Origin of the sequence: Mycobacterium sp. ITM-2016-00316, assembly GCF_002968335.2 — a bacterium.
Classification (GTDB): domain Bacteria; phylum Actinomycetota; class Actinomycetes; order Mycobacteriales; family Mycobacteriaceae; genus Mycobacterium.
This window is the reverse complement of record NZ_CP134398.1, coordinates 1,233,127-1,259,075: the sequence shown is the minus strand read 5'-3', so window position 1 is coordinate 1,259,075 and position 25,949 is coordinate 1,233,127. Positions and strand designations below refer to the sequence as shown.

Sequence of the window (25,949 nt, the reverse complement as noted above, 5' to 3'; positions counted from 1 at the left end):
TCAGCGAGGCCCGAACTGCCGGTCCCCGGCATCCCCGAGACCCGGCACGATGTAGGCGATCTCGTTGAGTCCGTCGTCGACGGTCGCGGTCACCAGCCTGATCCCGGGAGCCGCCTTCTCCAGCGCGGCGATGCCTTCCGGCGCGCACACCACGCACACCGCGGTGATGTCGACGGCGCCGCGCTCACGCAGCAGATCGACGGTATGGACCATGGACCCGCCCGTGGCCAGCATGGGGTCGAGGACGAAAACCGCACGCGCACTGAGATCGTCGGGCAGTGACGCGAGATACGGCGTGGGTTGATGTGTCTCTTCGTTACGCGCCATCCCGACAAAACCGACCTGCGCCTCGGGGATCAGCGCATGCGCCTGGTCCACCATGCCCAGGCCGGCCCGCAACACCGGCACCAGCAGCGGCGGATTGGCCAGCCGCGCGCCGGTGGTCTCGGTGAGCGGGGTACGCACCTGCACCGGTTCGGTCGCGGCATCGCGCGTCGCCTCATAGATCAGCATCAGTGTCAGGTCACGTAGTGCCGCACGGAAGCCCGCGTTGTCGGTGCGCTCGTCACGCAGCGTGGTGAGCCGGGCAGCGGCGAGCGGGTGGTCAACGACGCGACAGTCCATACGGCGAAGATTAATGGAACCGAACGGCCGCGGCGCGCGTCATAACCACATGTTCGCTGATACCGCGGCCATCCGAGCCGCCGGCGCCGGCCTGCACCGCACGGCCGCCGAGTTCGAGGCCATCGCCGCCGCGCTGCCCGCCGCCGCCGATCCGTGCGCTGAGGCCCTCGGTCCGGTCGGCGCGGATTTTCTGGCCGCGCTGTCATCTGCGTTGAGCGAGGCGGCGCGGGAGCTGGCCCGGCTGGGCGCGGACCTTGCCGGGGCGGCGGGCATCGCCGCCCAGACCGCCGCGTCCTACGTCGACACCGAACGGCGGTCGGTCGTCGTGCTCGGCGGGTGACGATGCCGGGCGCCGTCGCTGCCGCGCTCAGCGCGCCGCTGCACCGGCTGCTCGCGCTGGTCGGCAGCGGGCAGGCCGCCCCGGCGTCGGCCGCGTTGGCCGCTGCACAGCAGCGCCTCGACGAGGAGGCGGCCGCCCTGGGGCGCACCGCCGGACACCTGCTGGGGTCGTGGACCGGAGCAGGTGCAGCATCGGCCGGGGACCGCCTGGAACGCGCCATCGCGAACACCCACACGTTCGCCGCCCGGGTCGGTGCACTCGGCGAGGATGTTCGCGCCGCCGCGGATGCGGTGACCCGGGTGCGCGCCGCGTTGGAGCGCCTCATCGCCGACTTCGAGGCCCGGGCAGCCTCCCTGGAAGCGGAGCTGGACACACCGGGCGCGGCCGAGCAGCTCGCCGAGGAAGCGCGTCGCGCCCTGGCGGCGGCCGAAGAGTTGCTCGACGGCTTGCGGGCCGAGCTCTCGGGCGGCGCACAGTCCGTCACCGCGGCGTCGCCGCAGGCCGCTCCGCCCGCTCCGGCAGGCACGTCGGCGGGACTGTCCACCGCGGGCGGCGGCGGGTTCGCCCCGGCGGGCGGTCTCGGCTCCGGGTTCTCGCCGGGCCCGACGCCGGGGTTCGATGCCGCGCCCACCGAGGCGATACTGGCGGCCCAACGCGGCGACCTGCCCGAGGCCGCGCAGTTCGGCGCCGGCGAGGCGGTCACGCTGCCGGACGGCAGCACCGCCATGGCACCCAACGCCGTGGCCGCCGGCGCCGTGCGGCACGCACTCACCCAGCTCGGTGTGCCCTATCAGTGGGGCGGCACCGCCGCCGGTGTGGGACTGGACTGCAGCGGGCTGACCCAGTGGGCCTACCGTGAGGCCGGGCTGAACATCCCGCGGCTGGCACAGGAACAGGACATCGGCGCAGCCGTCGACAGTGGCTCACTGCGACCCGGCGACCTGGCGGTATGGGACGGCCACGTCGCGATGATCGTCGGGAACGGCACCATGATCGAGGCCGGTGACCCCGTGCAGCTGTCCCCCATCCGAACGGCCAACGCCGGGCAGGGGTTCCAGGGTTTCTGGCGGCCCACCGCGTGACCGTCGGTGCGCCGCGGTGTGGCTCGAGCCGGCAGATGAACCGGACGACTCGACCGTTTGGGTGGATGACCCTCCGAAGACCCCAGGTGGCATCGCTACGCTGTGCGCCATGGCGGCTGACATCGTCCCGGTCCGGATCGGGCTGACCAACGGCGACCTGTACACCCTGTGGGCACCACGCTGGCGCGACGCCGGCGACGAATGGGAGGCGTTCCTCGGCAAGGACGAGGACATCTTCGCGTTCGAGTCGGTTGCCGACCTGGCGGCGTTCGTGCGCACCGACAGCGACAACGACCTCACCGATCACCCGGCGTGGGAGAAGCTCACCCAGGCCAACGCGCACCGGTTGGATCCCGCCGAGGACCAGCAGCACGACCTGATCGGCGTGCCGGAACTCGTCGCCGAGAAGCCCACCGAGGAGTCCATCACGACGCTGCGCGGCACCCTGGGCTTCGTCTCGGCGATCGGATCGGTGTGCGACCTGCCGACGGTCACCAAGATGTTCAACGGCAACCCGGTGCTGGGCACGATCGGCGGCGGCCTAGAGGCCTTCAGCGGCCGCGCCGGACGCAAACGCTGGGCCGAGATCGAGGCGGTGATCGGCCGCGCCTGGGACGGTGTCGTCGACGCCATCGACGCCCTGGTGAAGACCCCGGACGTTCCCGAGGCGGAGTCGGCGAAGGCCGAAGCCGAATTGGCCGAGCCCGCCCCCGAGATCGACGACATCATCATCGATGACGACGACGACGACGATGTCGTCATCGAGGGCGTGGTGGACACCGACGAGGAGAGCGACGCGCTGGAGGCCGAGGCCGAACGCCAGGTACTCGGCAGCGACGAGGACTTCTGGACCCAGGTCGGTATCGACCCGATCCGGATCATGACCAGCAGCGGCACCCTGTACACGCTGCGCTGCTACTTCGGCGACGAGCCGCGGTTCCTGGGCCGCAACGGCCGCATCAGCGTGTTCAGCTCCGAGCGTGCCCTGGCCCGTTACCTGGCCGACGAACACGAGAGCGATCTGTCCGGTTTCAGCTCCTACGAGATCATCCGCACCGCGGCGACCGACGGTTCGCTGCGCGTCGAGGTGACCGACGAGAACATCTACGTGCTGTCCGGTCTGGCCGACGACATCGCCGACGGCCCCGAAGCCGTGGACCGTGACCAGCTCGATCTCGCACTGGAATTCCTCAGGGACGTCGGCGATTACGCGGAGGACCCGAGCGTGTCGAAGGCCCTGGAGTCCGATCAGCCGTTGGGCGCCTTCGTCGACCATGTGCTCGACGCCAAGAAGCCCCGGCCCAAGGGTTCCTCGGTCGACGCCGTCGAGCAGTGGGAAGAGCTGGAGCGCTTCGTCGAATCCCGGCTGCGCACCGAGTGATCCGTGGAGTCTGAGCCGTCACCATGACGGCTCAGACGCCACACGTCGCAAGGGTGCTCAGCCGATCAGCACCGCATATCGCGGTTTGATCACCCCGTCGATGATCGCCAGCCGTTCCCGGAACGGCACGAACGCCGATTTCATCGCGTTGATGGTGAACCGCTCCAGATCGCTCCATCCGTAGCCGAACGCCTCCACCAGCCGCAGCATCTCCTGGCTCATGGTGGTGTCACTCATCAACCTGTTGTCGGTGTTGACCGTCACCCGGAAGCGCAGGCGGGCCAGCAACGCGAACGGGTGTTCGGCGATGCTGGGCACCGCTCCGGTCTGCACGTTCGACGACGGGCACAACTCCAAGGGAATCCGCTTGTCCCGCAACAGCGATGCGAGCCGGCCCAGCGTCGCATCATCGTCGGAATGCACGTCGATATCGTCGACGATGCGCACTCCGTGCCCCAGCCGATCGGCACCGCAGAACGCGATCGCCTCGTGGATGGAGGGCAGCCCGAACGCCTCTCCGGCATGAATCGTGAAACGCGCGTTGTTGTTCCGCATGCACTCGAACGCATCCAGGTGCCGTGAGGGTGGGTAGCCGGCTTCGGCTCCGGCGATGTCGAACCCCACGACACCCTTGTCGCGGAAGCGGATCGCCAGTTCGGCGATCTCCCGCGACCGGGCCGCGTGCCGCATCGCCGTCACCAGGCACCGCACCACGATCGGGCGCCCTTCGGCCTCGGCCGCCTTCTCACCGTCGACGAACCCGGCCAGCACGGCCTCGGTGACCTGGTCCAGGGACAACCCACGGTCGATGTGCAGTTCCGGCGCGAAGCGGATCTCGGCGTACACCACGTTGTCGGCGGCCAGGTCCTCGACAGCCTCCCTGGCGACCCGATACAGCGCCTCCGGTGTCTGCATCACGCCGACGGTGTGCGCGAACGGCTCGAGGTAACGCACCAGGGAACCGCTGTGAGCCTGGGTACGGAACCAGTTGGCCAGTTCCTCGACGTCGGTGGTCGGCAGCCCGTCGTAGCCGAACTGCTCGGCGAGCTCGACGACGGTGCCCGGCCGCAAACCACCGTCGAGGTGGTCGTGCAGCAGCGCCTTGGGGGCTTGTTGGATGAGATCCAGCGTCAATGGCGTACTCATCTATCCATCTTGCCCGCGGCGCCACCATCCGGCAGGCCAGTTCACCCAACCGTCGCCGACCTGACCGCTAACCGATGCGGTCAATGATCAGCGGTCCGATCACCGGGTCCTGCGGCCCGACCGTCCAGCCACCGTCGAGCTCACCCAGCGCGGGCGCCAGCCGTTCGGGGGTGTCGGTGTAGAGCGTGAACAGGGTCTCGCCGGCGGCGACCGGCTCGCCGGGCCGGCGATGGATCTGCACGCCGGCGCCGAACTGCACGGGGTGGCCCGGTGCGGCCCGGCCGGCCCCGAGGCGCCAGGCCGCCATCGCGACGGCCATCGCATCGATATCGCCCATCACGCCACCGGTGGGGGCCGGCACCGACTCCGAATGGGCCCCGATCTGCAGCGGCGCGGACAGATCGCCGCCCTGCGCGGCGACCAGCGCACGGAACCGGTCCATCGCGGTACCGTCCCGCAACGTCTGCGCCGGATCCACCCCGTCCAGACCCGCGGCGTCGAGCATCTCGGCGGCCAGCGCCAGCGTCAGCTCCACCACGTCGTCCGGGCCGCCGCCGGCCAGCACCTCCAGGGACTCCACGACCTCGACGGCGTTGCCGACCGCACGGCCCAGCGGCCGGTTCATATCGGTGAGCAAGGCTCTCGTCGGCACCCCGGAGTCGTTACCGAGCGCCACCATCGTCGCGGCCAGCTCCCGCGACTCGGCCTCGGTCTTCAGGAACGCCCCCTTGCCCACCTTCACGTCCAGCACCAGCGACCGGGCGCCCTCGGCCAGCTTCTTGCTCATGACCGAACTGGCGATCAGCGGCAACGACTCGGTGGTCGCGGTGACATCACGCAGGGCATAGATCTTGCGGTCGGCGGGCGCCAGGTCCCCGGCGGCGAAGATGGCGGCGCCGATCTCGGACAGTTGTTGGCGGATGCGGTTTTTGGATAGCTCGGCGGTGAAACCGGGAATGGCCTCCAGCTTGTCGAGCGTGCCGCCGGTGTGGCCGAGGCCGCGCCCGGCGGCCTGCGGAACCGCAGCGCCGCAAGCCAGTACCACCGGTACCAGTGGGATGGTGATCTTGTCTCCGACACCCCCGGTGGAGTGTTTGTCGACCAGCGGCCGGCCCAGATCGCCGAAGTCGAACCGTTCCCCCGAGGCGATCATGGCCGTCGTCCACCGGGTGATCTCCGCGCTGGTCATACCGCGCAGGAAGATCGCCATCAGCAGGGCCGACATCTGCTCATCGGCGACCCGACCGTCGGTGTAGGCGGCGATCACCCAGTCGATCGCGGCATCAGAGAGCACGCCGCCGTCGCGCTTGGTCCTGATCACCGAGGGCGCATCGAAACTCACGCTCGGGCTCACGCGCGCTCCAGATCGGCCGGGCCGAACGCATCCGGCAGCAGGTCGGCGAGGGTGCGGGGGCCGTCGGGATGATCGATCAACAACTCGGGGCCACCATGCTCCAACAGCACCTGCCGGCACCGTCCGCAGGGCATCAGCGGGGCGCCATCGGCGGCCACACAACTGAGCGCCACCAGCCGTCCGCCACCGCTGGAATGCAGGGCGCAGACCACAGCGCACTCGGCACAGAGACCTAGGCCATATGAGACATTCTCCACATTGCATCCGAGGATGATCCGGCCATCGTCGACAATCGCCGCGGCACCGACCGGGAACCCGGAATACGGCGCGTATGCATGCGCGGACACGCCGATCGCACTGTCCCGCAATGACTTCCACTCGAATTCAACCGTCATTGGACCCCTGTTCACCACGTTCTGAATGCATTCCGAAAGCCCCACTCCCGAAGCGGGGAACCAACATAGGTCACCCTAACTTTGTGGTATGGGGCCCGCTTTCACCCCAACGCTAGTTCTTCAAGCACCCGATTTGGGATTAGAGTCGCCCCCGAGGTTTGGGGACGGATTCAGCCTTGTCCCCGCCGTCCACCGAAGGCGTTGGAGGTACGAAATGGGGCCGTTGACATGACCCAGGTGGCCGCGGATTCCGCCATACCGGCACCGCGATCAAAACCGGCGCGTCGCCGCAGTTTGTACCGCGGCGACCCAGGCATGTGGTCCTGGGTATTGCACCGGATCACCGGTGCCACGATCTTCTTCTTTCTCTTGGTGCACGTGCTCGACACGGCACTGGTCCGGGTGAGCCCCGAGGCCTACAACTCGATCATCGAGACGTACAAGACCCCGATCATCGGCCTGATGGAGATCGGCCTGGTGGCCGCGGTGCTGTATCACGCACTCAACGGCATCCGGGTCATCCTGATCGACTTCTGGCAGAAGGGTCCCAAGTATCAGCGCACGATGCTGTGGGTCATCGCCGGCGTGTGGCTGGCCGTGATGATCCCCTCACTAGGAGTGATCGGCATGCACATGGCGGAGCGTTTCCTGTGAGCGAGGCAGCGGGCGGGTCGGTGGGAGAGAAGTGGACTCCGCACCACAAGGAGGGGCGCATCGCCCCGGTGCAGGAGAAGGAACACGACCGCCCGGCGAGCCTGGATCACCCGCGCGCCCCCCGCAAGCCGCGCGGTATCCCGTACTTCGAGAAGTACGCCTGGTTGTTCATGCGCTTCTCCGGTGTGGCGCTGGTCTTCCTGGCGCTCGGCCACCTCTTCATCATGCTGATGTGGGAGGACGGCGTGTACCGGATCGACTTCAACTACGTCGCCGAGCGGTGGGCCTCACCGTTCTGGCAGATCTGGGACATGGCCCTGCTGTGGCTGGCGATGCTGCACGGCGCCAACGGCATGCGCACCATCATCGGCGACTACGCCCGCAAGGACACCACCAAGTTCTATCTGAACTCACTGCTGCTGCTGGCGACCGGATTCACCCTGGTGCTGGGCAGCTACGTGCTGGTCACCTTCGACGCCAACATATAGCCCCGGTCGAGCGAAGCGACGGGGAAGAGTAAGGACGCAGGATGATTCAGGAACATCGGTACGACGTCGTCATCGTCGGCGCCGGCGGCGCCGGGATGCGCGCAGCCGTCGAGGCCGGGCCGCGGGCACGCACCGCGGTGCTGACCAAGCTGTACCCGACCCGTAGCCACACCGGCGCGGCCCAGGGCGGCATGTGCGCCGCGCTGGCCAACGTCGAAGAGGACAACTGGGAATGGCACACCTTCGACACCGTCAAGGGCGGCGACTACCTCGCCGACCAGGACGCCGTCGAGATCATGTGCAAGGAAGCCATCGACGCGGTCTACGACCTGGAGAAGATGGGGATGCCGTTCAACCGCACCCCCGAGGGCCGTATCGACCAACGCCGCTTCGGCGGGCACACCCGTGACCACGGCAAGGCCCCGGTGCGCAGGGCCTGCTACGCCGCCGACCGCACCGGTCACATGATCCTGCAGACGCTGTACCAAAACTGCGTCAAGCACGACGTGGAATTCTTCAACGAGTTCTACGCCCTCGACATCGCGCTGACCGACACCCCCGGCGGCCCGGTGGCCACCGGCGTCATCGCCTACGAGCTCGCCACCGGTGACATCCACATCTTCCACGCCAAATCGATCGTCTTCGCCACCGGCGGCTCGGGCCGGATGTACAAGACCACCTCCAACGCGCACACCCTGACCGGCGACGGCCTGGGCATCATCTTCCGCAAGGGACTTCCCTTGGAAGACATGGAATTCCACCAGTTCCACCCGACAGGCCTGGCGGGGCTGGGGATCCTGATCTCCGAGGCCGTGCGCGGTGAGGGCGGCCGGCTGCTCAACGGCGAGGGCGAGCGCTTCATGGAGCGCTACGCGCCGACCATCGTCGACCTGGCCCCGCGCGACATCGTGGCCCGCTCGATGGTGCTCGAGGTGCTCGAGGGCCGCGGCGCCGGACCGAACAAGGACTACGTCTACATCGACGTGCGTCACCTCGGTGCCGACGTCCTGGAAGCCAAGCTGCCCGACATCACCGAGTTCGCCCGGACATACCTGGGCGTGGACCCCGTCACCGAGCTGGTGCCGGTCTACCCGACCTGCCACTACGTGATGGGTGGTATCCCGACCAACGTCAACGGTCAGGTGCTGCGCGACAACAACAACATCATCCCGGGCCTGTACGCCGCCGGTGAGTGTGCGTGCGTGTCCGTGCACGGCTCCAACCGGCTGGGCACCAACTCGCTACTGGACATCAACGTCTTCGGCCGCCGCGCCGGGATCGCCGCCGCGGAGTACGCGCTGAACCACAACCACGTCGACCTTCCGGAGAACCCGGCCGGCATGGTGGTCGAGTGGGTCGGCGACATCCTCTCCGAGCACGGCAACGAGCGCGTCGCCGACATCCGTACCTCGCTGCAGCAGTCGATGGACAACAACGCCGCGGTGTTCCGCACCGAGGAGACCCTCAAGCAGGCGCTCACCGACATCCACGCCCTCAAGGAGCGGTACGCACGGATCACCGTGCAGGACAAGGGCAAGCGGTACAACAGTGATCTGCTGGAGGCCATCGAGCTCGGCTTCCTGCTGGAGCTGGCCGAGGTCACCGTGGTCGGCGCACTGAACCGCAAGGAATCCCGCGGCGGGCACGCCCGCGAGGACTACCCCAACCGCGACGACACCAACTACATGCGCCACACCATGGCCTACAAGGATGGACCGGATCTGATCTCGGACATCCGGCTGGACTACAAGCCGGTGGTGCAGACCCGCTACGAGCCGATGGAACGGAAGTACTGACATGACGTCTTCGGTCATCGACAAGCCAGAGACCGGCGGTCCGGACCTTCCTCCGGTGCCCGACGGCGCGGTCATGGTCACCCTCAAGATCGCCCGGTTCAACCCGGACAGCCCCGACGACGCCGGTTACCAGAGCTACCGGGTGCCGTGTCTGCCCTCGGATCGTCTGCTCAACCTGCTGCACTACGCGAAGTGGTACCTGGACGGCACCCTGACGTTCCGCCGGTCCTGCGCGCACGGGGTGTGTGGGTCTGACGCCATGCGTATCAACGGGGTGAACCGGCTGGCGTGCAAGGTGCTGATGCGTGACCTGCTGCCCAAGAAGGCCTCCAAGCAGCTGACCATCACCATCGAGCCGATCCGCGGGCTGCCCGTGGAAAAGGACCTCGTGGTGAACATGGAGCCGTTCTTCGACGCGTACCGCGCGGTGAAGCCGTTCCTGATCGCCAGCGGCAACGCCCCCACCAAGGAGCGCATCCAGAGCGCCACCGACCGGGCCCGCTACGACGACACCACAAAGTGCATCCTGTGCGCCTGCTGCACCACCAGCTGCCCGGTGTACTGGAGCGAGGGGTCCTACTTCGGCCCGGCCGCGATCGTCAACGCGCACCGGTTCATCTTCGATTCGCGCGACGAGGGCGCCGCCGAGCGCCTGGACATCCTCAACGAGGTCGACGGTGTGTGGCGCTGCCGCACCACCTTCAACTGCACCGAGGCTTGCCCGCGTGGCATCCAGGTGACCCAGGCGATCCAAGAGGTCAAGCGCGCCCTGATGTTCGCGCGCTAGTTATTCCTTCTGCCGAACGTGAACTAGATCGCGAGTTTTCGTAGATTTCTCGCGATCTTGTTCACGTCGGGCAGGGGATGCGGTGCGCCTGCCGCGTCGAGTTCTGCCCGAACCCGCTGGATGACCGTTGGCTGTCGGTACCTCAACAGGTCGGCGCCGACCCGGACAATCCGCCAGCCCAGTTCCCGATAGATCGCGTCCTGTTCGATATCGAGGGTGCGCTGTCGAGGATCGGTCCAGTGCTGGAAGCCGTCATACTGCACCCCGACCTTCCACCGCGGCCAGCCCATATCGAGCCGCCCGACGATGCACTCCTCGTCGAAGACCCTGATCTGGGTGTGCGACGGCCGCATATCCGCCTTGGTCAGCACCAGGCAAAGCCGTGTCTCCTGCGGCGATTCGGCGCCGTACTCGGCCAGGTCCAGCACATGACGCAACTGCACCAGTCCCCGCAGTCCGCGATGACCAGCGGCAAGCTCCCGCACATCGGCAATCTTCAGATCCGTTGCCTCCAGCAGCGCGTCGACCCGTATCACCGCTCGTACAATTCCGCGCCGGCGTCCGAGGTCGAATGCGGTCCGCGCCGGCGTAGTTGTCCGGATCCCGTCGACAGTGCAGATTTCGGCGTCGAGCAGCGAGTCACTGTGCAGCAGAATTCCCGGGGCCTTGTGTCGACTGGCTTGGTTGATCTCGGCGGGCAGTGCCGGGTCGATCCATTTCGCCCCGTGCAACGCGGCGGCCGAAAGTCCGGCCACGACACCACGCCCGCCTGACCACAGCCATGCGGCTTTCGCTTTGTCGGTCGGGGTCAGCACGGCCCCCCGCAGGACGTAGACATCGCGGTGCAGCATGTCGTAGCGGGTGGTCAGTTGATAACGGGTCACAGTGCCGGCGGCCAGCGCCGCGCTTCCCAACAAAAGCATGTGAACTTGGACGCAGCCCAGCGGCGTCGGGTTCCATCCGCGTCGAACGTGAAGTCGATAGCGAGATCTCGGCGAAAGCGCGAGATCTACTTCACGTTCGGTGCATCCTGAGCGTCCGGAGCGTTTTCGGGATCGGGATCAAGGTTGAGTTCGAGTTGATCGGGCTGGTTCTCCCCGGTCCGCTCGGCGACCTGCTCGTCGTAGTACCGGATGATGACCGCCAGCGCCGCGGCCACCGGGACCGCCAGGAAAGCCCCGATGACGCCGAAGGTCGACGCGCCCAGCGTCACGGCCAGCAGCACGATCACCGCGTGCAGCTTCATCGACTTGGACTGCAGCCAGGGCTGCAGCACGTTGCCCTCCAGCTGCTGCACAGCGACGATGATGCCCAGCACGATCAGCGCCACGATGGGACCGTTGGCCACCAGCGCGATCAACACGGCCAGGCCGCCCGCGACGAACGCACCGACGATCGGTACGAAGCCACCGATGAAGGTGACGATGGCCAGCGCGTAGGCCAGCGGCACCCCGAGGATCACCAGACCGATCCCGATCAGCACGGCGTCGACGAAACTGACCAGCGCCTGGGTCCGGATGAACCCGCCGAGCGTCGACCAGATGCGTTGCAGCACCTCGGCAAGGTGTGGCGCGGAGGGATGCCCGACCGAGCGCCGCAGCCACGGGATGAACTGCGGCCCGTCCTTGAGCAGAAAAAACACCACGACGACGGTCGTGAAGACCGTCACCAGTGCCGACGTCGCCGCGCCCACCCCGGTGAACACTCCCGAGGCGATCTGGGAGCTGCTGAGTTCAGCTGGTCGTTGATCCCGGTGACCGCCGAATCGAGTTGCGCCTGGCTGATGTTCAGCGGCGGCCCGCCGAGCCAGTCGCGCACCTGCACCACGCCGGCACTCGCCTGCTCGGCCAGTTCGGTGGACTGCTCCACGATGGCGGGCGCCACCGCGGCGATCAGGCCGCCGATCACGGCCAGCGCCACCAGCAGCATGCTCAAGGCCGCCGCGGCCGGCGGAACACCCTTGGCCCGCATCCACCGCACGGGTGGCCACAGCACCGTGCACAGCACCACCGCCAGCGCGACGGGCAGGATGATCACCCACATCTCGCCGACGACCCAGGCGAGAATCCACAGCAGCGCCGACACCGCGACGATCTGCACGGACACCACGGCCGCCGATCGAAGATGCGTCCCGAATACCGAGCCCCGGCTCGGCAATATGTCCTTCACGCTTCTTCTCTACCCCCCGACGGCCGGTTCAGACGACTTCTGATGTCACAATCTCGCATGCTGCCTCGTCTGACCCATATGACGACGAGAATCGCTGCACTGAGCCCCCAACAAGCCGGCCCACTGACCCGGATGATGTACCGCTACGCCAAGCGGCGGTTCGGTGAGGTACCCGAGCCGTTCGCGGTCGCGGCACACCACCCACGCCTGCTGATCGCCAACGGTGTGCACGAGGCGCTGCTGCAGGCCGGGTCGAAGACACTACCGACCAACGTCCGCGAGCTCGCGGTGTTCTGGACCGCGCGCACGGTGGGCTGCTCCTGGTGCGTGGACTTCGGTTCGATGTTGCAGCGCCTGGAAGGCCTGGACGTCGACCGGCTGAAATCCATCGACGACTACGCGACATCGCCGTCGTTCAATGATGACGAGCGCGCCGCGATCGCCTACGCCGACGCCATGACCACCGACCCGCACACCGTGACCGACGAGCAGGTGGCCGATCTGCGGCGGCGATTCGGCGCAGACGGTGTCATCGAGCTGACCTATCAGATCGGCGTGGAGAACATGCGGGCCCGGATGTATGCGGCGCTGGGTATCACCGAACAGGGCTTCAGCTCGGGTGACGCCTGTCGGGTGCCCTGGGCTCCCGCTGAGCGCTCGCGCGAGGATCGGTGAGCCGAAGCGGAGACGCGGTGAACTTGTCCGGGTTCGCGATATCCCATAGCGCACAGACCTTTCCGTCCCGGATCGTCATCGCGGTGATTCGCGGCATCAGTTCGGGGTATCCGTCGACGGCGGCCGCACCCGGCGTGTAGGCACCGAGTTGGCCGTTGATCAGGGCCAGCTGATTGCCCGCGAGCCAGTTCGGCCCGTACCGCTCGGCCAGACCGAACAGGAACCGTGCCACCTTGTCCGGTCCGTGGATGACACGCGCCGCCGTCGGGGCCCGGCGGTTGGAGTCCCCGGTGAAGGTCACCTCCGGGTGCAGCAACCGGACGACGGCCTCCATGTTCCCCGCGGCCAGTGCGGCCATCAGCAGGCCGGCCGTCTCGTCGTGGGTGTCATCAGAGGCCGATGGTGCGGCGTGCTGCACGGCACGGCGCGCCCGCGAGGCCAGCTGACGGGCGGCAGCGGCGCTGACGGCGAGCACGTCGGCGATGTCGGCGAACGGGACGCCGAAGCCGTCGTGCAGCACGAAGGCTACCCGCTGATCCGGGGTGAGGCGCTCCAGCACCACCATCGCCGCGAACCGGGCGTCCTCGTCAGCGACGACGGCGGCCAGCGGATCGTCACGGTCGACACCGGTCACGACCGGCTCGGGCAGCCATTGCCCGACATAGGTCTCGCGCCGGTGGCTGGCCGAACGCAGCCGGTCCAGACCCAGTCGGCTCACCACCGTGGTCAGCCAGGCCCGTAGATCGGCGATATCATCGCCGGAACCGCGCCACCGTAGCCAGGCGTCCTGCACGATGTCCTCGGCATCGGCGTACGTCCCGGTGAGCCGGTAGCCGACGGCGAGCAGATGCGGTCGCAGCTCCTCGAATTCCGCGGCCCGGGCGCGTGCGGTCATACGCCGAGTTTAGGACCACCGCAAACACCGCCCAAAGAAGCGAATCCGTCGTCGTGTTACCTCAAAGAAAACCTTTTCGTCGTATCTACACGCGACAACAACGGAAACCGTATATTCCTGCGAATGGCAATCGCGGAACAGCCGGCACCCATGACCACCGACAAGGGTCTGCAAGCCGGCGCGCTCGGTCTGGTCGGCAATGTGGTGATCGGACTCGCCGCGGTGGCTCCCGCGTACAGCCTGGCCGCCACGTTGGGGTACGTGGTCCTCAACGTCGGAGACAAGGCACCGGCGATGTTCGTGCTGGCCTTCATCCCGATGCTGCTGGTCGCCTTCGCGTACAAGGAGTTGTCGCAGGACACCCCGGACTGCGGGACGACATTCACCTGGGGCACGAAGGCTTTCGGCCCGTGGGTGGGCTGGATCGGCGGCTGGGGTCTGGCGGTGTCGGCGATCATCGTGCTGGCCAACGTCGCCGAGGTGGCGGCCATCTACCTGTTCAAGTTCCTCGGCCAGGACGCGCTCGCGGAGAATCTGTTCGCCAAGGTGGCGCTCGGTTCGTTCTTCATCATCTCCATGACGCTGGTGAGCGCGCGCGGCGTCGTGGTGTCGGAGCGCATGCAGAACGTCCTGATCACCATCCAATTCGGCGTGTTGATCATCGCCAGCATCTGGGCGTTGATCCGGGTGTTCAGCGGCACCGCGGGCGCCCAGGCCGTCAGCCCGCAACTGTCCTGGCTCTGGCCGTCCGGTCTCGACGTGTCCTCCATTGCGGCGGCGATCATCCTCTGCATCTTCATCTACTGGGGCTGGGACGCCTGCCTGGCGGTCGGCGAGGAGACCAAGAATCCCGGCAAGACCCCCGGTATCGCCGCGGTCATCACCACCTTGATCCTGGTCTGCACCTACGTGCTGGTGGCCTACGCGGTGCAGTCGTTCTCCGGCTTCGGAGTCGTCGGAATCGGTCTCAACAACCCCAACAACACCGATGACGTGCTGACCGTGCTCGGGGGGCCGGTGGGCGGCTCCATCCTGGCGTCGCTGCTGCTGCTCACCGTGTCGGTGTCGGCGCTGTCGTCCACCCAGACCACCATCCTGCCGACCGCGCGCGGCACCCTGTCGATGGCGGTGTACGAGGCGCTGCCCAAGCGCTTCGCCAGCGTCCACCCCAAGTACATGACACCCGCCTTCGGCACCATCGTGATGGGCTGCATGGCTCTGTTCTTCTACCTCGTGCTGACGTTCCTGTCCGAGAACGCGCTGGCCGACTCGGTGGCCTCACTCGGCCTGGCGGTGGCCTTCTACTACGGCATCACCGCGTTCGCCTGCGTCTGGTATTTCCGCAGGACGCTGTTCACCTCGGCCCGAAACCTGTTCTTCCGCGGCATCTTCCCGCTGGTGGGTGGTTCTGCGATGGCGGTGGCCTTCGGGATCAGCGCGAAGGACATGGTCGCGCCGGACTACGGTTACACCGCCTTTGGGCCCATCGGCGGTGTGTTCGTGCTCGGCGTCGGCATGCTGGTCCTCGGCGTTCCGCTGATGCTGGCGTGCTTCGCCTTCGGCACCAAACGCTTCTTCCGCGGCGAGACACTCAATGCCGGCACCGAAGTCAAAGTCCCCGATGTGTACTGACAAGAAAGAACAGGCAGCACAATGCATCTGACTGTCGGATATCTCGCGACACCGACCGGCGACGACGGTGTCGCACTGGCGGCCGCGCTGGCCCGCACCTTCGGGGCAGACGTGGACGTCGTGCTGGTGGTGCGTGAAGAGTTCCCGGACGGCCATCCCGGACGGGGTCAGTACCAGGAGTTCCTGCTCGAGCGCGGACAGGAGTGGATCGCCAAGGCGGTGTCTCACCTGACCGGTGTGGCGAATTCGGTCAACGCCAACGTCCTGGTGGGTGAGTCGTTCGCCGAGACATTGCTGCAGTTCGCCGAGGAACACGAATCGGACCTCATCGTGGTCGGCGGCGCGCGCGACGGCTTCTTCGGCGGGCATGTCATCGGGCCGGTGTCGAGCGCGCTCCTGCACAGTTCGACGATCCCCGTCGCGCTGGCGCCGCGTGGCTACTCCGACGATGCGCCCGACCGCATCGAAGCCATCACCGCCGCGGTGCCCAGCAGGGCCGGTGACGACAATCCGCTGCCCTTTGCCATCACCTTGGCCAGTGCGGCCAACCTTTCGATCCGGATGGTGTCCCTGGTATCGGCCGAGAACTTGGCCGAGGCCGCCGATCTCAAGGAACTGCGGCAGATTCAGATCGATGCCGCGCAGGAGAACCTGGCTGTGGCCGCCCGTGCACTCCCCGAGTCTCCGGATATCGAATCACTGGTGGCCGAGGGCATGACGCTGGAGTCCGCGCTCAAGAAGCTCAACTGGGACGACACCGACGTGCTGGTGGTCGGCTCCAGCAGGTTCGCCGCACCCAAGCGGATATTCCTGGGCTCCACCGCATCACGGATTCTGGCCGGCACCGATGCGCCGGTGATCGTCATCCCGCGCGCGGAATAGCGACAGTTCGGCCGTTCCCACCCCCGCCGAACAGACGGCCTCCATAATTGACGCTGTCGTAATCTCGGTGGTGCAGGCCCGCGCCTGCCTTCGAACAGGGGCACACGATGTCGTCATCAGGCACGTACTCGACATTCATCGGCCGGGTGGGCATGTTGGCAGTCGCCCTCGGGGTCGGCAGCGCGATCGCGGCACCGCAGGTCGCCTGGGCCGACCAAGGGGTGTCGAGCGATGCCACATCGGCATCGCCGCACTCGACGACGGGTCCACCAGACACCGACTCCGCCGCCGACACTGCGGATCACCACCCGAAGCCCGAGCCCGCTCTCGACGACGGCGGCAGGCCCGCCGATGACGCCGAATCGCTGACAGCGGCCCCCGATGAGCTCGCGGACGAGGACACCCCCGAACCGACGCCGACCGGGCTCAGGAAGGTCGACCTCGGCAGTCCCACCGCGCGGTCGGCGCGGACCGCGAACGGCATTGCGCTGACGATCACCCGCGCTGGGCGGCCCGAAAGTCGCGAAGCAGCAGATAAGCCGGTCGTAGCGCAGCGGCCCATCGTCATCACGCCCGCCGCCGAGCCGACCGCGGTCCAGACATCGGCCGTTTCGGTGACGCCGACTCAGGGTCCCGCTGCGTCAGGGATTCGCGGCGTCGTGCTGAACGTGTTGGCCGCCATCGGATTCAGCCCGGAGCCGGGCAGGACCGACAACCGCGTCCTTTCGGAGGCCGTCTGGGGCGCCTACCGTCGCGTCGAATCGGCCTCCGCCGGCACAGCTCCCGGCGATTCCGCCGCCCCGGCGGCCGCTGCGTCGGCAACGATGGCCGCCACCGCACTGCCCTCGGTCACCGCCGCGATCACCAATCGCAGTCCGGCGGCAACTCGGCCGTCGTCACTGATCCGGACGGTCGTCCTCGGTGTGCTGGGCATCTTCGGGTTCAACCCGAATCGCACCAACAATCCGGTGCTGCAGGGCATCTGGAACACCTACCGTAGAGCCGAGTCGTACATCTCCAACATCCCTCCCGACATCACGGCGGTGCACGTACTGGGCACCAGCATCGCCGACGACGGCCGGGTCGCCGTGCGACTCGGTTTCGACGTCAGCGATTACGACGGCGATCCGTTCACTGTCTTCGAGTCGGGCATCCCCGACTTCGAACAGAACCCGGACGGCACCTTCACCTACTTTGCAGACGCCGGATTCAGCGGGACGGGGCGAGCTTGGGTGACCGCCGTGGACAGCGGGGATCACTTCCACAATTTCGCACTGTGGGACTACTCCGGAGGGCACTACCGAACCGCGGCGATCACCCTGACATTCGCCGCTGCGCAGCCCGCCGTCGTCTAGCGCTTCGTGCCGATTCCGATGCTTCAGCTCCGCTAGCGGTTCGTGCCGATTCCGATGCTTCAGCTCCGCTAGCGCTTCGTGCCGATTCCGATGCTTCAGCTCCGCTAGCGCTTCGTGAAGATGGTCCGGTGCCAATCCTTTTCGGCCACACCGGTGATATCGCTCATCACGTGCTTGATGGTGAGGTACTCCTCGAAGGAGTAGTCGCTCATGTCCTTGCCGAATCCGGACGCCCCGACACCGCCGTGCGGCATCTCGGAGATGATCGGGATGTGGTCGTTGATCCACACGCAACCGGCGTTGATCTCGCGCGACGCCCGCTGCGCGCGGTAGACATCGCGGGTCCACGCCGAGGCGGCCAGTCCGTAGACGGTGTCATTGGCTTGGCGAAGCGCGTCGTCATCGTCGGTGAACGCGCGCACCGTGAGCACCGGACCGAACACCTCGTCGCGGTAGATCTCGGAATCCTCTGCCACATCGGCGATCAGCGTTGGCCGGTAGAACGCACCCGGCAGGTCCGGGCTGACGCCACCGGTCACGATGCGACCGCCCTGTCCGGGAGCGCGGGACACCATGGCCGCCACCTTCTCCCGGTGCGCGAACGAGATCAGGGGCCCGAGATCGGTATCCGGATCGTTCGGGTCGCCCACGACGATCTTGCCCATCACCTCGCCGACCCCAGCGACGAAATCGTCGTACAGATCCCGCGACACGATCGCCCGGGTCGCCGCCGTGCAGTCCTGACCGGAGTTGATCAACGCACCCGCGACGGCACCCTGGATGGCCGCGTCGAGATCGGCGTCATCGAAGACCACGAAGGGCGCCTTGCCGCCGAGTTCGAGCTGGGTGCGGTGACCGTGCACGGCGGCCGCGGCCATCACCTTGCGTCCCACCCCGGTCGATCCGGTGAACGTGACCACGTCGACATCGCGATGCCCGGCAAGCGCGGTACCGACATCGGTGCCCGAGCCGGTCACCACGTTGAGCACGCCGTCGGGCAGCCCGGCCGCCGTGGCCACCCTCGCCAGGGTCAGCGTGGTCAGTGGGGTGATCTCGGCCGGTTTGATGACGACGGCGCAGCCGGCGGCCAGCGCCGGGATGACCTTCCACACCGCCATCTGCAGCGGATAGTTCCACGGCGTGATGGTCGCGACGACACCGACGGCTTCGCGCCGGATGCTCGAGGTGTGATCGGCCGAGTATTCGGCGGTGGCCTTGCCCTCCAGATGCCGTGCCGCACCGGCGAAGAACGACACGTTGTCGATGCTGCCGGGCACGTCGAACTCGGTGGCCAGGCGCACCGGCTTACCGCACTGGGCCACTTCCTCGGCGATGAAGGTGGCCGCCTCTGCGTCCATCAGCTCGGCGAGCTTGAACAGCACGGCGGCGCGGTCGGCCGGCGTCGCGGCGGCCCATCCGGGCTGAGCGGCGCGTGCCGCGGCCACGGCGGCGTCGACATCGGCGGGGGTCGCCAGCGCGTAGGTCGCGGCCACCGCACCGGTCGCGGGGTTGATGATCTCGAAGGGCGCACCACTGGTTCGCGCCGCTGCTCCGTTGATCCAGCTGCCGGGGATTTGCGTTGCACTCACAGAGCTCTAGCCTACGCATTACCGCAATATGCGGCACATCGAACGGCTGATTTCATGGAATTAGTTGCTTGTAACGACGGATTCCGTGCACAATCGTGACATGTCGAACCCGGATTCCCAGCCCGGCGCGTCCGCCGTGTCACTGCGAATCAACCATTCTCGCCCCGGCGCCGCGTTCCAGCTGGACGAGCTCTCGAAGGCCATCATCGAGAAGCTGCAGCAGGACGGTCGACGTTCCTACGCCGGGATCGGCAAGGCCGTCGGCCTCTCCGAGGCCGCGGTGCGCCAACGGGTCCAGCGGATGGTCGATGCCGGTGTCATGCAGATCGTGGCCGTCACCGACCCCATGCAACTCGGTTTCGCCCGTCAGGCCATGATCGGCATCCGGTGCACCGGTGACACCACCAAGGTCGCCGAGAAGCTGGCCGCACTGGAGTCCGTCGACTACGTGGTGCTCACCGCCGGAACGTTCGACGCGATCGTCGAGGTCGTCTGCGAGGACGACGGCGACCTGCTCGACCTGCTCAACACCAAGATCCGCGCCGTCCCAGGAGTGATAGCCACCGAAACGTTGGTTTACCTGAAACTAGTCAAACAGCAATACAACTGGGGCACGAGATGACAATTACCGAAGTAAGCACAAGCGCGACAAGCGATCTGGCAGCCAAGGCCAACCGGCATCTGTGGGGGCATTTCGCCCGCCACGGTGAAGGCATCACCCCGCCGATCATCACCCGCGGCGAGGGCACCCGGATCTTCGACGACAAGGGCAACAGCTACATCGACGGCCTGAGTGGGCTGTTCGTGGTCCAGGTCGGGCACGGCCGTGAGGAACTCGCCGCCGCTGCCGCCAAACAGGCCGAGCAGCTGGCGTTCTTCCCACTGTGGTCCTACGCCACCCCGTCGGCCATCGAACTGGCCGAGCGGGTGGCCAATTACGCGCCGGGAGACCTGAACCGGGTCTTCTTCACCACCGGTGGCGGCGAGGCGGTGGAGAGTGCCTGGAAGCTGGCCAAGCAGTTCTTCAAGCTGACCGGCAAACCGGGCAAATACAAGGTGATCTCGCGGTCCATCGCCTATCACGGCACCCCGCAGGGAGCGCTGGCGATCACCGGCATCCCGGCGTTCAAGGCGCCCTTCGATCCGCCGACCCCCGGCGGTTTCCGGGTGCCCAACACCAACTTCTACCGCGCTCCCGAGCAGTTCAGCAGCGACCCCAAGGCATGGGGCCGCTACTGCGCCGACCGCATCGCCGAGGCCATCGAGTTCGAGGGCCCCGACACCGTCGCCGCGGTCTTCCTGGAGCCCGTGCAGAACGCCGGCGGCTGCTTCCCGCCGCCGCCCGGATACTTCGAGCGGGTCCGCGAGATCTGCGATGAGTACGACGTACTGCTCGTCTCCGACGAGGTGATCTGCGCCTACGGCCGGATCGGCTCGATGTTCGCCTGTGACGATTTCGGATACGTTCCCGACATCATCACCAGCGCAAAGGGTTTGACGTCGGGCTACTCCCCTCTCGGCGCGATGATCGCCAGCGACCGGCTCTTCGAACCGTTCAACGACGGACAGACCGTGTTCGGGCACGGCTACACCTTCGGTGGGCACCCGGTGTCCTCCGCCGTCGCGCTGGCCAACCTCGACATCTTCGAACGCGAGGGCATCAACGCCCACGTCAAGGAGAACGCCCCCGCCTTCCGCGCCACCCTGGAGAAGCTCTACGACCTGCCGATCGTCGGCGACGTCCGCGGTGAGGGCTTCTTCTACGGCATCGAACTGGTCAAGGACAAGGCGACCAAGGAGACCTTCGACGACGACGAATCCGAGCGGCTGCTGCGCGGATACCTCACGCCGGCACTGTGGGAGGCCGGGCTGTACTGCCGCGCCGACGACCGTGGCGACCCGGTGGTGCAGCTGGCTCCCCCGCTGATCAGTGGGCAGGCCGAATTCGACGCGATCTACGACATCCTGCACAACGTGCTGTCGGAGGCCTCTCGCCGGATGTGATCCGGTTCGCCACATAAACCACACAAGTCACATCAGCCACAGCGTGGCGGCCCAGAAATCTGGCGTGAATCTCCTAGTCTGCACAGACGATGGCTTCCAAAGTTTCGCTGCGCCGAGTGGCTTGTGCGGTCACCGCGACCTTGATGCTGACCGGCTCCGCGCTGGTCGGAGCGCCGCTGGCCGGCGCAGACCCGGGCCCGGATCCCTGCCCGTACAAGGTGACCACACCGCCCGCGGTCGACGACTCGGAGGTGCCCAAGGCCGGTCCGCCCCCACAGCCGCTACCGGTGCCCGCCACCCCGCTCGGTGGTGACGCACTCGGCGGTTGCGGGCTGATCACCGCGCCCGACACCCCACCGGTGCCCGGTGACGTGTCGGCCGAGGCGTGGCTGGTCGCCGACCTGGACACCGGCGACATCATCGCCGCCAAGGATCCACACGGACGGCACCGCCCCGCCAGCGTGATCAAGGTGCTCACCGCGATGGCGTCGATCCAGGAACTGCCGATCAACCGTGTGGTCACCGGCAGCGAGGCCGACGAGAACGCCGAGGGCAGCAGCGTCGGCGTGAAGAACGGTGAGCGCTACACCGTCAGCGACCTGCTGCACGGCCTGCTGATGGTCTCCGGCAACGACGCCGCGCACGCGCTGGCCGCCCAGCTCGGCGGGATGGACACCGCGCTGCAGAAGATCAACAACCTGGCCCGCCGGCTCGGCGCCCGCGACACCCGTGCGGCGACACCGTCGGGCCTGGACGGCCCGGGGATGAGCACCTCGGCCTACGACATCGGCCTGTTCTACCGGTACGCCTGGCAGAACGACACTTTCGCGAAGATCGTGGCCACCCAGAAGTATCAGTGGCCGACCTACGAGCTGGAGAACGACGTCAAGCTGCTGTCGAACTACCCGGGCGCACTCGGCGGCAAGACCGGCTATACCGACGACGCCGGGCAGACGTTCGTCGGTGCCGCCGAGCGGGACGGCCGACGGCTGGTGGCGGTCCTGCTCAAGGGCACCCGGGTGCCGATCGCCCCGTGGGAGCAGGCGGCCCGCCTGCTCGACTACGGCTTCGCGACGGCGCCGGGCACCAAGATCGGTTCCCTGATCGAACCCGATCCCTCGTTGAGCACTCCGGAGCCGGAGAAGGCACCCGACCCCACGGCGGTGGCCGCGACCGCACTGCCGAGTGCCGACGCGCTGCCGGTGCGGGTCGGTGTCGGGTTCGTCGGCGTCATTATCGTCTTCGCGCTCATCATGGCGGCGCGTTCGATGAACCGTCAGCGCGCCTGAGAACCCCAGCGCCCCAACAACGCTGCTGCGCCCGCACCGAGCTGGACGACGAGGTCACCGGCGTCGGCGTGACCACGCAGCTGCCCCACGCCTTGGCCGGCGTTGACCGGCGACCCGCGCAGCACCCGCTCCGGAATGCCGGCCGGCCAACGGTATCCGGCCGCGATGTCGTGCTCGGAGGTCAGCTCGGTCTGCGATCCGGCCAGCAGTTCGGCGCGGGCATCGTCGGAGGTCAGCGCCTCGGTACACGCGGCGAACGCGGTCCCGATCCAGGCCCCGGCGGCTCCGGCTGCCAGCACTGCGGCCACCCCGCGTGGCGAGGCGATCCCACCGGCGGCCAGCACCGGCACGTCGACAGTGTCGAGCACCGCGGTCAGCAGCGGCAGGGTGCCCATCACGGGTTTGCCGTGCCCGCCACCCTCGCCGCCGCGGCCCACCAGCACGTCCACCCCGGACTCCACCGCACGGACGGCGTCCTCGACCGTGGCGACCTGCGTCGCGGTGATCACCCCAGCGGCATGCGCGTCCTGCACCCAGGCCGGGCCATTTCCCGTCGCTGTGCTCGCCCCGGTGTCGTCGCCGAAGCTGACGCTCAGCAGCGCAGGCCGGGCGGACAGGGCCACCTCCAGCAGGTCTGGCTGCTCGCTGAGCACCCAGTGCACCAGTCCGATACCGAACGGACCGGCGTATCCATCCAGCGCGGCGAGTTCGCGACGCAACACCTCCGGGGTCGCCGCGCTGCCCATGCCGATCATGCCCAGCCCGCCGGCCCGCGACACCGCGGCGGCCAGCCGTCCACCGGCCGCACCTCCCATCGGCGCGTTCACCACCGGGTAGGTGAGACCCATTGCGGCAGACCATGTGGTGAGCAATGACACCACCGGGACGCTACCGGAGTTTGCTACCGTGGAAATGTCACCATGTGACACCGGACGAGGCGGCACCGTACCCGGCCAGCGACAAGACGGAGCCACGGAGGGTGTGCCATGGCTTGGCTGATTCTGGTGATCTCGGGTGTGCTGGAGGCCGTGTGGGCCACCGCACTCGGTAGGTCCGCGGGCTTCACCAAAATGGGCCCATCGGTGGTTTTCGGTGTGGCGCTGGTGTTTTCGATGGCCGGCCTGGCCTTCGCCATGCGCTCGCTGCCCATCGGCACCAGCTACGCGATCTGGGTGGGTATCGGCGCCGCGCTCACCGTGGGCTACGCGATGTTCACCGGCTCCGAGGGCGCCTCAGTCATCAAGGTGGCGCTGATCCTCGGCATCGTCGGCTGCGTCGTCGGCCTCAAACTGATCGGACACTAGCGACGTGAGCGCAGCAGTCGGGACAGTCCGAGCGCGCCGATCGCGCCCACCGCGAAACTTGCGACGGCACCGGACATCCCGACCCCCTCCCGCACTTCGATCCGCGGACTGATCCGGACCGGGCCGGGCGGCTCGATCGGCACCGCCTCCAGATTCTCCGGGGCGGTCGCCGCCCAGGCCGTGGCGAACAGGATCAGTCGCGCGGTGATGTAGGCGAACACCATCAGGCCCAGCACCGGACCGAAGGTGGCGCCGGCCGGCCCGGTCACCACCGAGCGCAGATAGATCGAGGCCACCTGCTTGAACACCTCGAATGCCACGGCCGCGATCAGGCCGGCCCGCAGCGAACTTCGGAAGCTCACCGACTCGCGCGGCAACCGCGCAATGATCCAGGTGAACAACAACCACGAGATCCCCAGCGAGAACACCCAGGACACCACCTGCAGTCCGACGCTGAGACCCGGGACATCCTGCAGCCCGAACCAGCTCAGCACCGTCGTCATCGGTGACTCTTTGCTCAGTGCGGTCAGGCCGATGGTCAGCGCCAACGCCACGAAGGCCGAGACGAGTGCCAGCAGATCCGACAGCTTGGTCGCCACGAATCCGCCGGGCTCGTGCCGCTGCTCCCACATCTGGCTCAGCGCTTCACGCAGGTTGGCCATCCAGCCGAGGCCGGCCCACGCCGCGGTGAACAGCCCGATGACACCGACCGTGCCGCGCGAGTCGATCGCCGAATCCATCAACTCCACCAGTTGCGACCCGAGATCGCCCGAGACGCTGGACCTGATGCGCTCCTCGACCTCCGTCATCAGATCGGGCTGGTTGGCCAGCACGAACCCGCCGATGGAGAACCCGACCATGAGCAGCGGGAACAACGCGAAGATGGTGAAGTACGTGATGCCGGCGGCGTAGAAGTCGCCCTTGCAGTCGTTGTACCGGTCCTGCGCCACCATGATGCGGTTGAACCAGGCGAAACGGTTGCGCAACCGGTCCATCACACCCGGTTTGTCCGGCTCGGACGGGGCTGTCGGTACCGCTTCGCGGTCGGCCATCGGTGCTCCCTTTCCGGGCTGTCAACGTGTCGGCGACAAGAATCCCATTCGGTCATATACCCGCTGCAACGTCGCTGAAGCGACCCGGTCGGCGCGCGCGGCCCCGGTGGCCAGCACCGCCTGCAGTTCGGCCGGGTCATCGAGCAGTTCGTCGACGCGTGCCTTGATCGGCGTGACGAATTCGACCACGGCATCCGCGGTTTCGGTCTTCAGATCGCCGTACCCGCGTCCGGCGTAGCCGGCCACCAGCGTGTCGATATCGGTGCCGGTCACCGCGGACTGAATGGTGAGCAGGTTGGACACCCCGGGCTTGGCCTCGCGGTCGAATCGGATCTCCCGCTCGCTGTCGGTCACCGCCGACCGGATCTTCTTGGCGGTCTTCTTCGGATCGTCGAGCAGGCTGATCAGGCCGGCGTCGGTGGCTGCGGACTTGCTCATCTTGGCCGTCGGGTCCTGCAGGTCATAGATCTTGGCGGTGGCCTTGGGGATGATCGCCTCGGGAATGACGAAGGTGCCCGGGAGGCGGACGTTGATGCGTTCGGCGATATCGCGGGCCAGTTCCAGGTGCTGGCGCTGGTCCTCCCCGACCGGCACCAGCGCGGTGTCGTAGAGCAGCACATCGGCCGCCATCAGCACCGGATAGGTGAACAACCCGACCGTGGTCGCCTCGGCCCCCTGCTTCTGTGACTTGTCCTTGAACTGCGTCATCCGCGAGGCTTGCCCGAAACCGGTGAAACACCCCAGCACCCAAGCCAGTTGGGTGTGGGCGGGTACGTGGCTCTGGACGAACACCGTCGCCTTCGCCGGGTCGACGCCCAGTGCGAGATACTGTGCAGCGGTCACCAGGGTGCGCTTGCGCAGCACCTCGGGATCCTGCGGGACGGTGATGGCGTGCAGGTCCACGACACAGAAGTACGCGTCGTAGTCGCTCTGCAGGCTGACCCACTGGTTGACCGCACCGAGGGCGTTACCGAGGTGCAGGGAATCCGAGGTGGGCTGTGCGCCGGAGAACACGACCTGGCGACCGGCGCTGCTGGAGTCACTCATGATGACTCG

Annotated in this window: 24 protein-coding genes, 2 pseudogenes and 1 riboswitch; of the genes and pseudogenes, 15 read left to right on the top strand and 11 right to left on the bottom strand. The window is 67.4% G+C overall.

The genetic code is table 11. The features are described 5' to 3' along the window. Positions 1 to 624 (bottom strand): uracil phosphoribosyltransferase, encoded by a 624-nt coding sequence (upp, locus tag C6A86_RS06050; protein ID WP_105365021.1) that lies wholly within the window; start codon positions 622 to 624, stop codon positions 1 to 3. Positions 625 to 673: 49 nt separating this feature from the next. Here upp and C6A86_RS06045 point away from each other — a divergent pair, with 49 nt between their 5' ends. The 3 genes from C6A86_RS06045 (at position 674) to C6A86_RS06035 (ending at position 3,427) form a co-directional block, all read left to right on the top strand. Further along, positions 674 to 964 carry a hypothetical protein gene (locus tag C6A86_RS06045; protein WP_105365030.1) on the top strand — a complete coding sequence of 97 codons (291 nt, stop codon included), beginning with the start codon at positions 674 to 676 and terminating at the stop codon, positions 962 to 964. A 2-nt stretch (positions 965 to 966) separates the two neighbouring features. Continuing rightward, a complete protein-coding gene (locus tag C6A86_RS06040; RefSeq protein WP_105365022.1) occupies positions 967 to 2,046 on the top strand; it encodes a C40 family peptidase in 1,080 nt (359 codons plus the stop codon). Between the two features lie 109 nt (positions 2,047 to 2,155). Next, entirely contained in the window at positions 2,156 to 3,427 is a 1,272-nt protein-coding gene (locus C6A86_RS06035; RefSeq protein WP_105365023.1) for a primosomal protein, read from the top strand. Between the two features lie 57 nt (positions 3,428 to 3,484). On the opposite strand, the gene C6A86_RS06030 is transcribed toward C6A86_RS06035, so the two are convergent. The 3 genes from C6A86_RS06030 to C6A86_RS06020 form a co-directional block, all read right to left on the bottom strand. Further along, positions 3,485 to 4,573: an adenosine deaminase gene (locus tag C6A86_RS06030; RefSeq protein ID WP_105365024.1), complete on the bottom strand. Its 1,089-nt coding sequence runs from the start codon at positions 4,571 to 4,573 to the stop codon at positions 3,485 to 3,487. 67 nt (positions 4,574 to 4,640) lie between these two features. Beyond that, positions 4,641 to 5,927 (bottom strand): thymidine phosphorylase, encoded by a 1,287-nt coding sequence (locus C6A86_RS06025; RefSeq protein WP_233213146.1) that lies wholly within the window; start codon positions 5,925 to 5,927, stop codon positions 4,641 to 4,643. Beyond that, entirely contained in the window at positions 5,924 to 6,322 is a 399-nt protein-coding gene (locus C6A86_RS06020; RefSeq protein ID WP_105365026.1) for a cytidine deaminase, read from the bottom strand. The genes C6A86_RS06025 and C6A86_RS06020 overlap by 4 nt, the downstream gene beginning before the upstream one ends. Positions 6,323 to 6,550: 228 nt before the next feature. Here C6A86_RS06020 and sdhC point away from each other — a divergent pair, with 228 nt between their 5' ends. From sdhC to C6A86_RS06000, 4 genes are read left to right on the top strand one after another with little or no spacing between them, the layout of a single operon-like run. Then, entirely contained in the window at positions 6,551 to 6,976 is a 426-nt protein-coding gene (gene sdhC / locus C6A86_RS06015) for a succinate dehydrogenase, cytochrome b556 subunit (RefSeq protein WP_199196323.1), read from the top strand. Positions 6,977 to 6,996: 20 nt separating this feature from the next. Next, positions 6,997 to 7,464 carry a succinate dehydrogenase hydrophobic membrane anchor subunit gene (locus C6A86_RS06010; RefSeq protein ID WP_105365032.1) on the top strand — a complete coding sequence of 156 codons (468 nt, stop codon included), beginning with the start codon at positions 6,997 to 6,999 and terminating at the stop codon, positions 7,462 to 7,464. A gap of 41 nt (positions 7,465 to 7,505) precedes the next feature. Continuing rightward, positions 7,506 to 9,260 (top strand): succinate dehydrogenase flavoprotein subunit, encoded by a 1,755-nt coding sequence (gene sdhA, locus C6A86_RS06005; RefSeq protein ID WP_168141530.1) that lies wholly within the window; start codon positions 7,506 to 7,508, stop codon positions 9,258 to 9,260. 1 nt (position 9,261) lies between these two features. Continuing rightward, positions 9,262 to 10,047: a succinate dehydrogenase iron-sulfur subunit gene (locus C6A86_RS06000; protein WP_105362753.1), complete on the top strand. Its 786-nt coding sequence runs from the start codon at positions 9,262 to 9,264 to the stop codon at positions 10,045 to 10,047. Positions 10,048 to 10,070: 23 nt separating this feature from the next. On the opposite strand, the gene C6A86_RS05995 is transcribed toward C6A86_RS06000, so the two are convergent. Both C6A86_RS05995 and C6A86_RS05990 read right to left on the bottom strand, forming a co-directional pair. After that, positions 10,071 to 10,970 (bottom strand): hypothetical protein, encoded by a 900-nt coding sequence (locus C6A86_RS05995; protein ID WP_105362752.1) that lies wholly within the window; start codon positions 10,968 to 10,970, stop codon positions 10,071 to 10,073. 86 nt (positions 10,971 to 11,056) lie between these two features. Next, positions 11,057 to 12,216, bottom strand: a pseudogene (locus C6A86_RS05990) (AI-2E family transporter). A 63-nt stretch (positions 12,217 to 12,279) separates the two neighbouring features. Here C6A86_RS05990 and C6A86_RS05985 point away from each other — a divergent pair. Further along, positions 12,280 to 12,891 (top strand): annotated as a pseudogene (locus tag C6A86_RS05985) (carboxymuconolactone decarboxylase family protein); the annotation flags it as partial. Here C6A86_RS05985 and C6A86_RS05980 read toward each other — a convergent pair. After that, a complete protein-coding gene (locus C6A86_RS05980) occupies positions 12,827 to 13,786 on the bottom strand; it encodes a sigma-70 family RNA polymerase sigma factor (protein ID WP_105362749.1) in 960 nt (319 codons plus the stop codon). The pseudogene C6A86_RS05985 and the gene C6A86_RS05980 sit on opposite strands and share 65 nt — an antisense overlap. Positions 13,787 to 13,909: 123 nt before the next feature. Here C6A86_RS05980 and C6A86_RS05975 point away from each other — a divergent pair, with 123 nt between their 5' ends. The 3 genes from C6A86_RS05975 to C6A86_RS05965 all read left to right on the top strand — a co-directional run bounded on the left by C6A86_RS05975 (position 13,910) and on the right by C6A86_RS05965 (position 17,655). Then, positions 13,910 to 15,418: an APC family permease gene (locus C6A86_RS05975; protein ID WP_105362748.1), complete on the top strand. Its 1,509-nt coding sequence runs from the start codon at positions 13,910 to 13,912 to the stop codon at positions 15,416 to 15,418. Positions 15,419 to 15,439: 21 nt separating this feature from the next. Then, complete coding sequence (locus C6A86_RS05970) at positions 15,440 to 16,300, top strand: universal stress protein (RefSeq protein ID WP_105362747.1); 861 nt, start codon at positions 15,440 to 15,442, stop codon at positions 16,298 to 16,300. Between the two features lie 107 nt (positions 16,301 to 16,407). Continuing rightward, positions 16,408 to 17,655, top strand: coding sequence for a hypothetical protein (locus C6A86_RS05965; protein WP_105362746.1), 1,248 nt, complete (start codon positions 16,408 to 16,410; stop codon positions 17,653 to 17,655). A gap of 104 nt (positions 17,656 to 17,759) precedes the next feature. Here C6A86_RS05965 and C6A86_RS05960 read toward each other — a convergent pair whose 3' ends face one another. Then, on the bottom strand, positions 17,760 to 19,244 hold the full coding sequence (locus C6A86_RS05960) for a gamma-aminobutyraldehyde dehydrogenase (protein ID WP_105362745.1): 1,485 nt from the start codon (positions 19,242 to 19,244) through the stop codon (positions 17,760 to 17,762). 100 nt (positions 19,245 to 19,344) lie between these two features. On the opposite strand from C6A86_RS05960, the gene C6A86_RS05955 reads away from it, so the two are divergent. The 3 genes from C6A86_RS05955 (at position 19,345) to C6A86_RS05945 (ending at position 22,537) form a co-directional block, all read left to right on the top strand. Then, a complete protein-coding gene (locus C6A86_RS05955) occupies positions 19,345 to 19,866 on the top strand; it encodes an Lrp/AsnC family transcriptional regulator (protein ID WP_057166871.1) in 522 nt (173 codons plus the stop codon). After that, positions 19,863 to 21,248 (top strand): aspartate aminotransferase family protein, encoded by a 1,386-nt coding sequence (locus tag C6A86_RS05950; RefSeq protein WP_105362744.1) that lies wholly within the window; start codon positions 19,863 to 19,865, stop codon positions 21,246 to 21,248. Before C6A86_RS05955 ends, C6A86_RS05950 begins: the two co-directional genes overlap by 4 nt. 89 nt (positions 21,249 to 21,337) lie before the next feature. Further along, positions 21,338 to 22,537: a D-alanyl-D-alanine carboxypeptidase family protein gene (locus C6A86_RS05945; RefSeq protein ID WP_304466006.1), complete on the top strand. Its 1,200-nt coding sequence runs from the start codon at positions 21,338 to 21,340 to the stop codon at positions 22,535 to 22,537. Here the strand turns inward: C6A86_RS05945 and C6A86_RS05940 are convergent. Further along, the gene (locus C6A86_RS05940) at positions 22,525 to 23,415 is read right to left on the bottom strand and encodes a nitronate monooxygenase (protein ID WP_396834806.1); all 891 of its coding nucleotides are present in this window, start codon (positions 23,413 to 23,415) and stop codon (positions 22,525 to 22,527) included. The two genes, C6A86_RS05945 and C6A86_RS05940, sit on opposite strands and share 13 nt — an antisense overlap. Before the next feature lie 31 nt (positions 23,416 to 23,446). Beyond that, positions 23,447 to 23,511: riboswitch (guanidine-III (ykkC-III) riboswitch) on the top strand. A gap of 12 nt (positions 23,512 to 23,523) precedes the next feature. Between C6A86_RS05940 and C6A86_RS05935 the strand changes: the two genes are divergently transcribed. Beyond that, positions 23,524 to 23,841, top strand: a complete 318-nt coding sequence (locus C6A86_RS05935) for a multidrug efflux SMR transporter (protein ID WP_105362742.1) — start codon at positions 23,524 to 23,526, stop codon at positions 23,839 to 23,841. On the opposite strand, the gene yhjD is transcribed toward C6A86_RS05935, so the two are convergent. Together yhjD and trpS are read right to left on the bottom strand one after the other, a co-directional pair. Then, entirely contained in the window at positions 23,838 to 24,893 is a 1,056-nt protein-coding gene (yhjD, locus tag C6A86_RS05930; RefSeq protein WP_311101056.1) for an inner membrane protein YhjD, read from the bottom strand. The two genes, C6A86_RS05935 and yhjD, sit on opposite strands and share 4 nt — an antisense overlap. Positions 24,894 to 24,914: 21 nt before the next feature. Then, the gene (gene trpS, locus C6A86_RS05925; protein WP_105361577.1) at positions 24,915 to 25,940 is read right to left on the bottom strand and encodes a tryptophan--tRNA ligase; all 1,026 of its coding nucleotides are present in this window, start codon (positions 25,938 to 25,940) and stop codon (positions 24,915 to 24,917) included. Positions 25,941 to 25,949 lie beyond the last annotated feature (9 nt).

Excerpts from the sequence above, each read along its gene's own strand:
- upp (WP_105365021.1), bottom strand. The coding sequence starts at position 624 with ATGGACTGTCGCGTCGTTGACCACCCGCTCGCCGCTGCCCGGCTCACC.
- C6A86_RS06045 (WP_105365030.1), top strand. The coding sequence starts at position 674 with ATGTTCGCTGATACCGCGGCCATCCGAGCCGCCGGCGCCGGCCTGCAC.
- C6A86_RS06040 (WP_105365022.1), top strand. The coding sequence starts at position 967 with ATGCCGGGCGCCGTCGCTGCCGCGCTCAGCGCGCCGCTGCACCGGCTG.
- C6A86_RS06035 (WP_105365023.1), top strand. The coding sequence starts at position 2,156 with ATGGCGGCTGACATCGTCCCGGTCCGGATCGGGCTGACCAACGGCGAC.
- C6A86_RS06030 (WP_105365024.1), bottom strand. The coding sequence starts at position 4,573 with ATGAGTACGCCATTGACGCTGGATCTCATCCAACAAGCCCCCAAGGCG.
- C6A86_RS06020 (WP_105365026.1), bottom strand. The coding sequence starts at position 6,322 with ATGACGGTTGAATTCGAGTGGAAGTCATTGCGGGACAGTGCGATCGGC.
- sdhC (WP_199196323.1), top strand. The coding sequence starts at position 6,551 with ATGACCCAGGTGGCCGCGGATTCCGCCATACCGGCACCGCGATCAAAA.
- sdhA (WP_168141530.1), top strand. The coding sequence starts at position 7,506 with ATGATTCAGGAACATCGGTACGACGTCGTCATCGTCGGCGCCGGCGGC.
- C6A86_RS06000 (WP_105362753.1), top strand. The coding sequence starts at position 9,262 with ATGACGTCTTCGGTCATCGACAAGCCAGAGACCGGCGGTCCGGACCTT.
- C6A86_RS05995 (WP_105362752.1), bottom strand. The coding sequence starts at position 10,970 with ATGCTTTTGTTGGGAAGCGCGGCGCTGGCCGCCGGCACTGTGACCCGT.
- C6A86_RS05980 (WP_105362749.1), bottom strand. The coding sequence starts at position 13,786 with ATGACCGCACGCGCCCGGGCCGCGGAATTCGAGGAGCTGCGACCGCAT.
- C6A86_RS05975 (WP_105362748.1), top strand. The coding sequence starts at position 13,910 with ATGGCAATCGCGGAACAGCCGGCACCCATGACCACCGACAAGGGTCTG.
- C6A86_RS05970 (WP_105362747.1), top strand. The coding sequence starts at position 15,440 with ATGCATCTGACTGTCGGATATCTCGCGACACCGACCGGCGACGACGGT.
- C6A86_RS05965 (WP_105362746.1), top strand. The coding sequence starts at position 16,408 with ATGTCGTCATCAGGCACGTACTCGACATTCATCGGCCGGGTGGGCATG.
- C6A86_RS05955 (WP_057166871.1), top strand. The coding sequence starts at position 19,345 with ATGTCGAACCCGGATTCCCAGCCCGGCGCGTCCGCCGTGTCACTGCGA.
- C6A86_RS05950 (WP_105362744.1), top strand. The coding sequence starts at position 19,863 with ATGACAATTACCGAAGTAAGCACAAGCGCGACAAGCGATCTGGCAGCC.
- C6A86_RS05945 (WP_304466006.1), top strand. The coding sequence starts at position 21,338 with ATGGCTTCCAAAGTTTCGCTGCGCCGAGTGGCTTGTGCGGTCACCGCG.
- C6A86_RS05935 (WP_105362742.1), top strand. The coding sequence starts at position 23,524 with ATGGCTTGGCTGATTCTGGTGATCTCGGGTGTGCTGGAGGCCGTGTGG.
- yhjD (WP_311101056.1), bottom strand. The coding sequence starts at position 24,893 with ATGGCCGACCGCGAAGCGGTACCGACAGCCCCGTCCGAGCCGGACAAA.
- trpS (WP_105361577.1), bottom strand. The coding sequence starts at position 25,940 with ATGAGTGACTCCAGCAGCGCCGGTCGCCAGGTCGTGTTCTCCGGCGCA.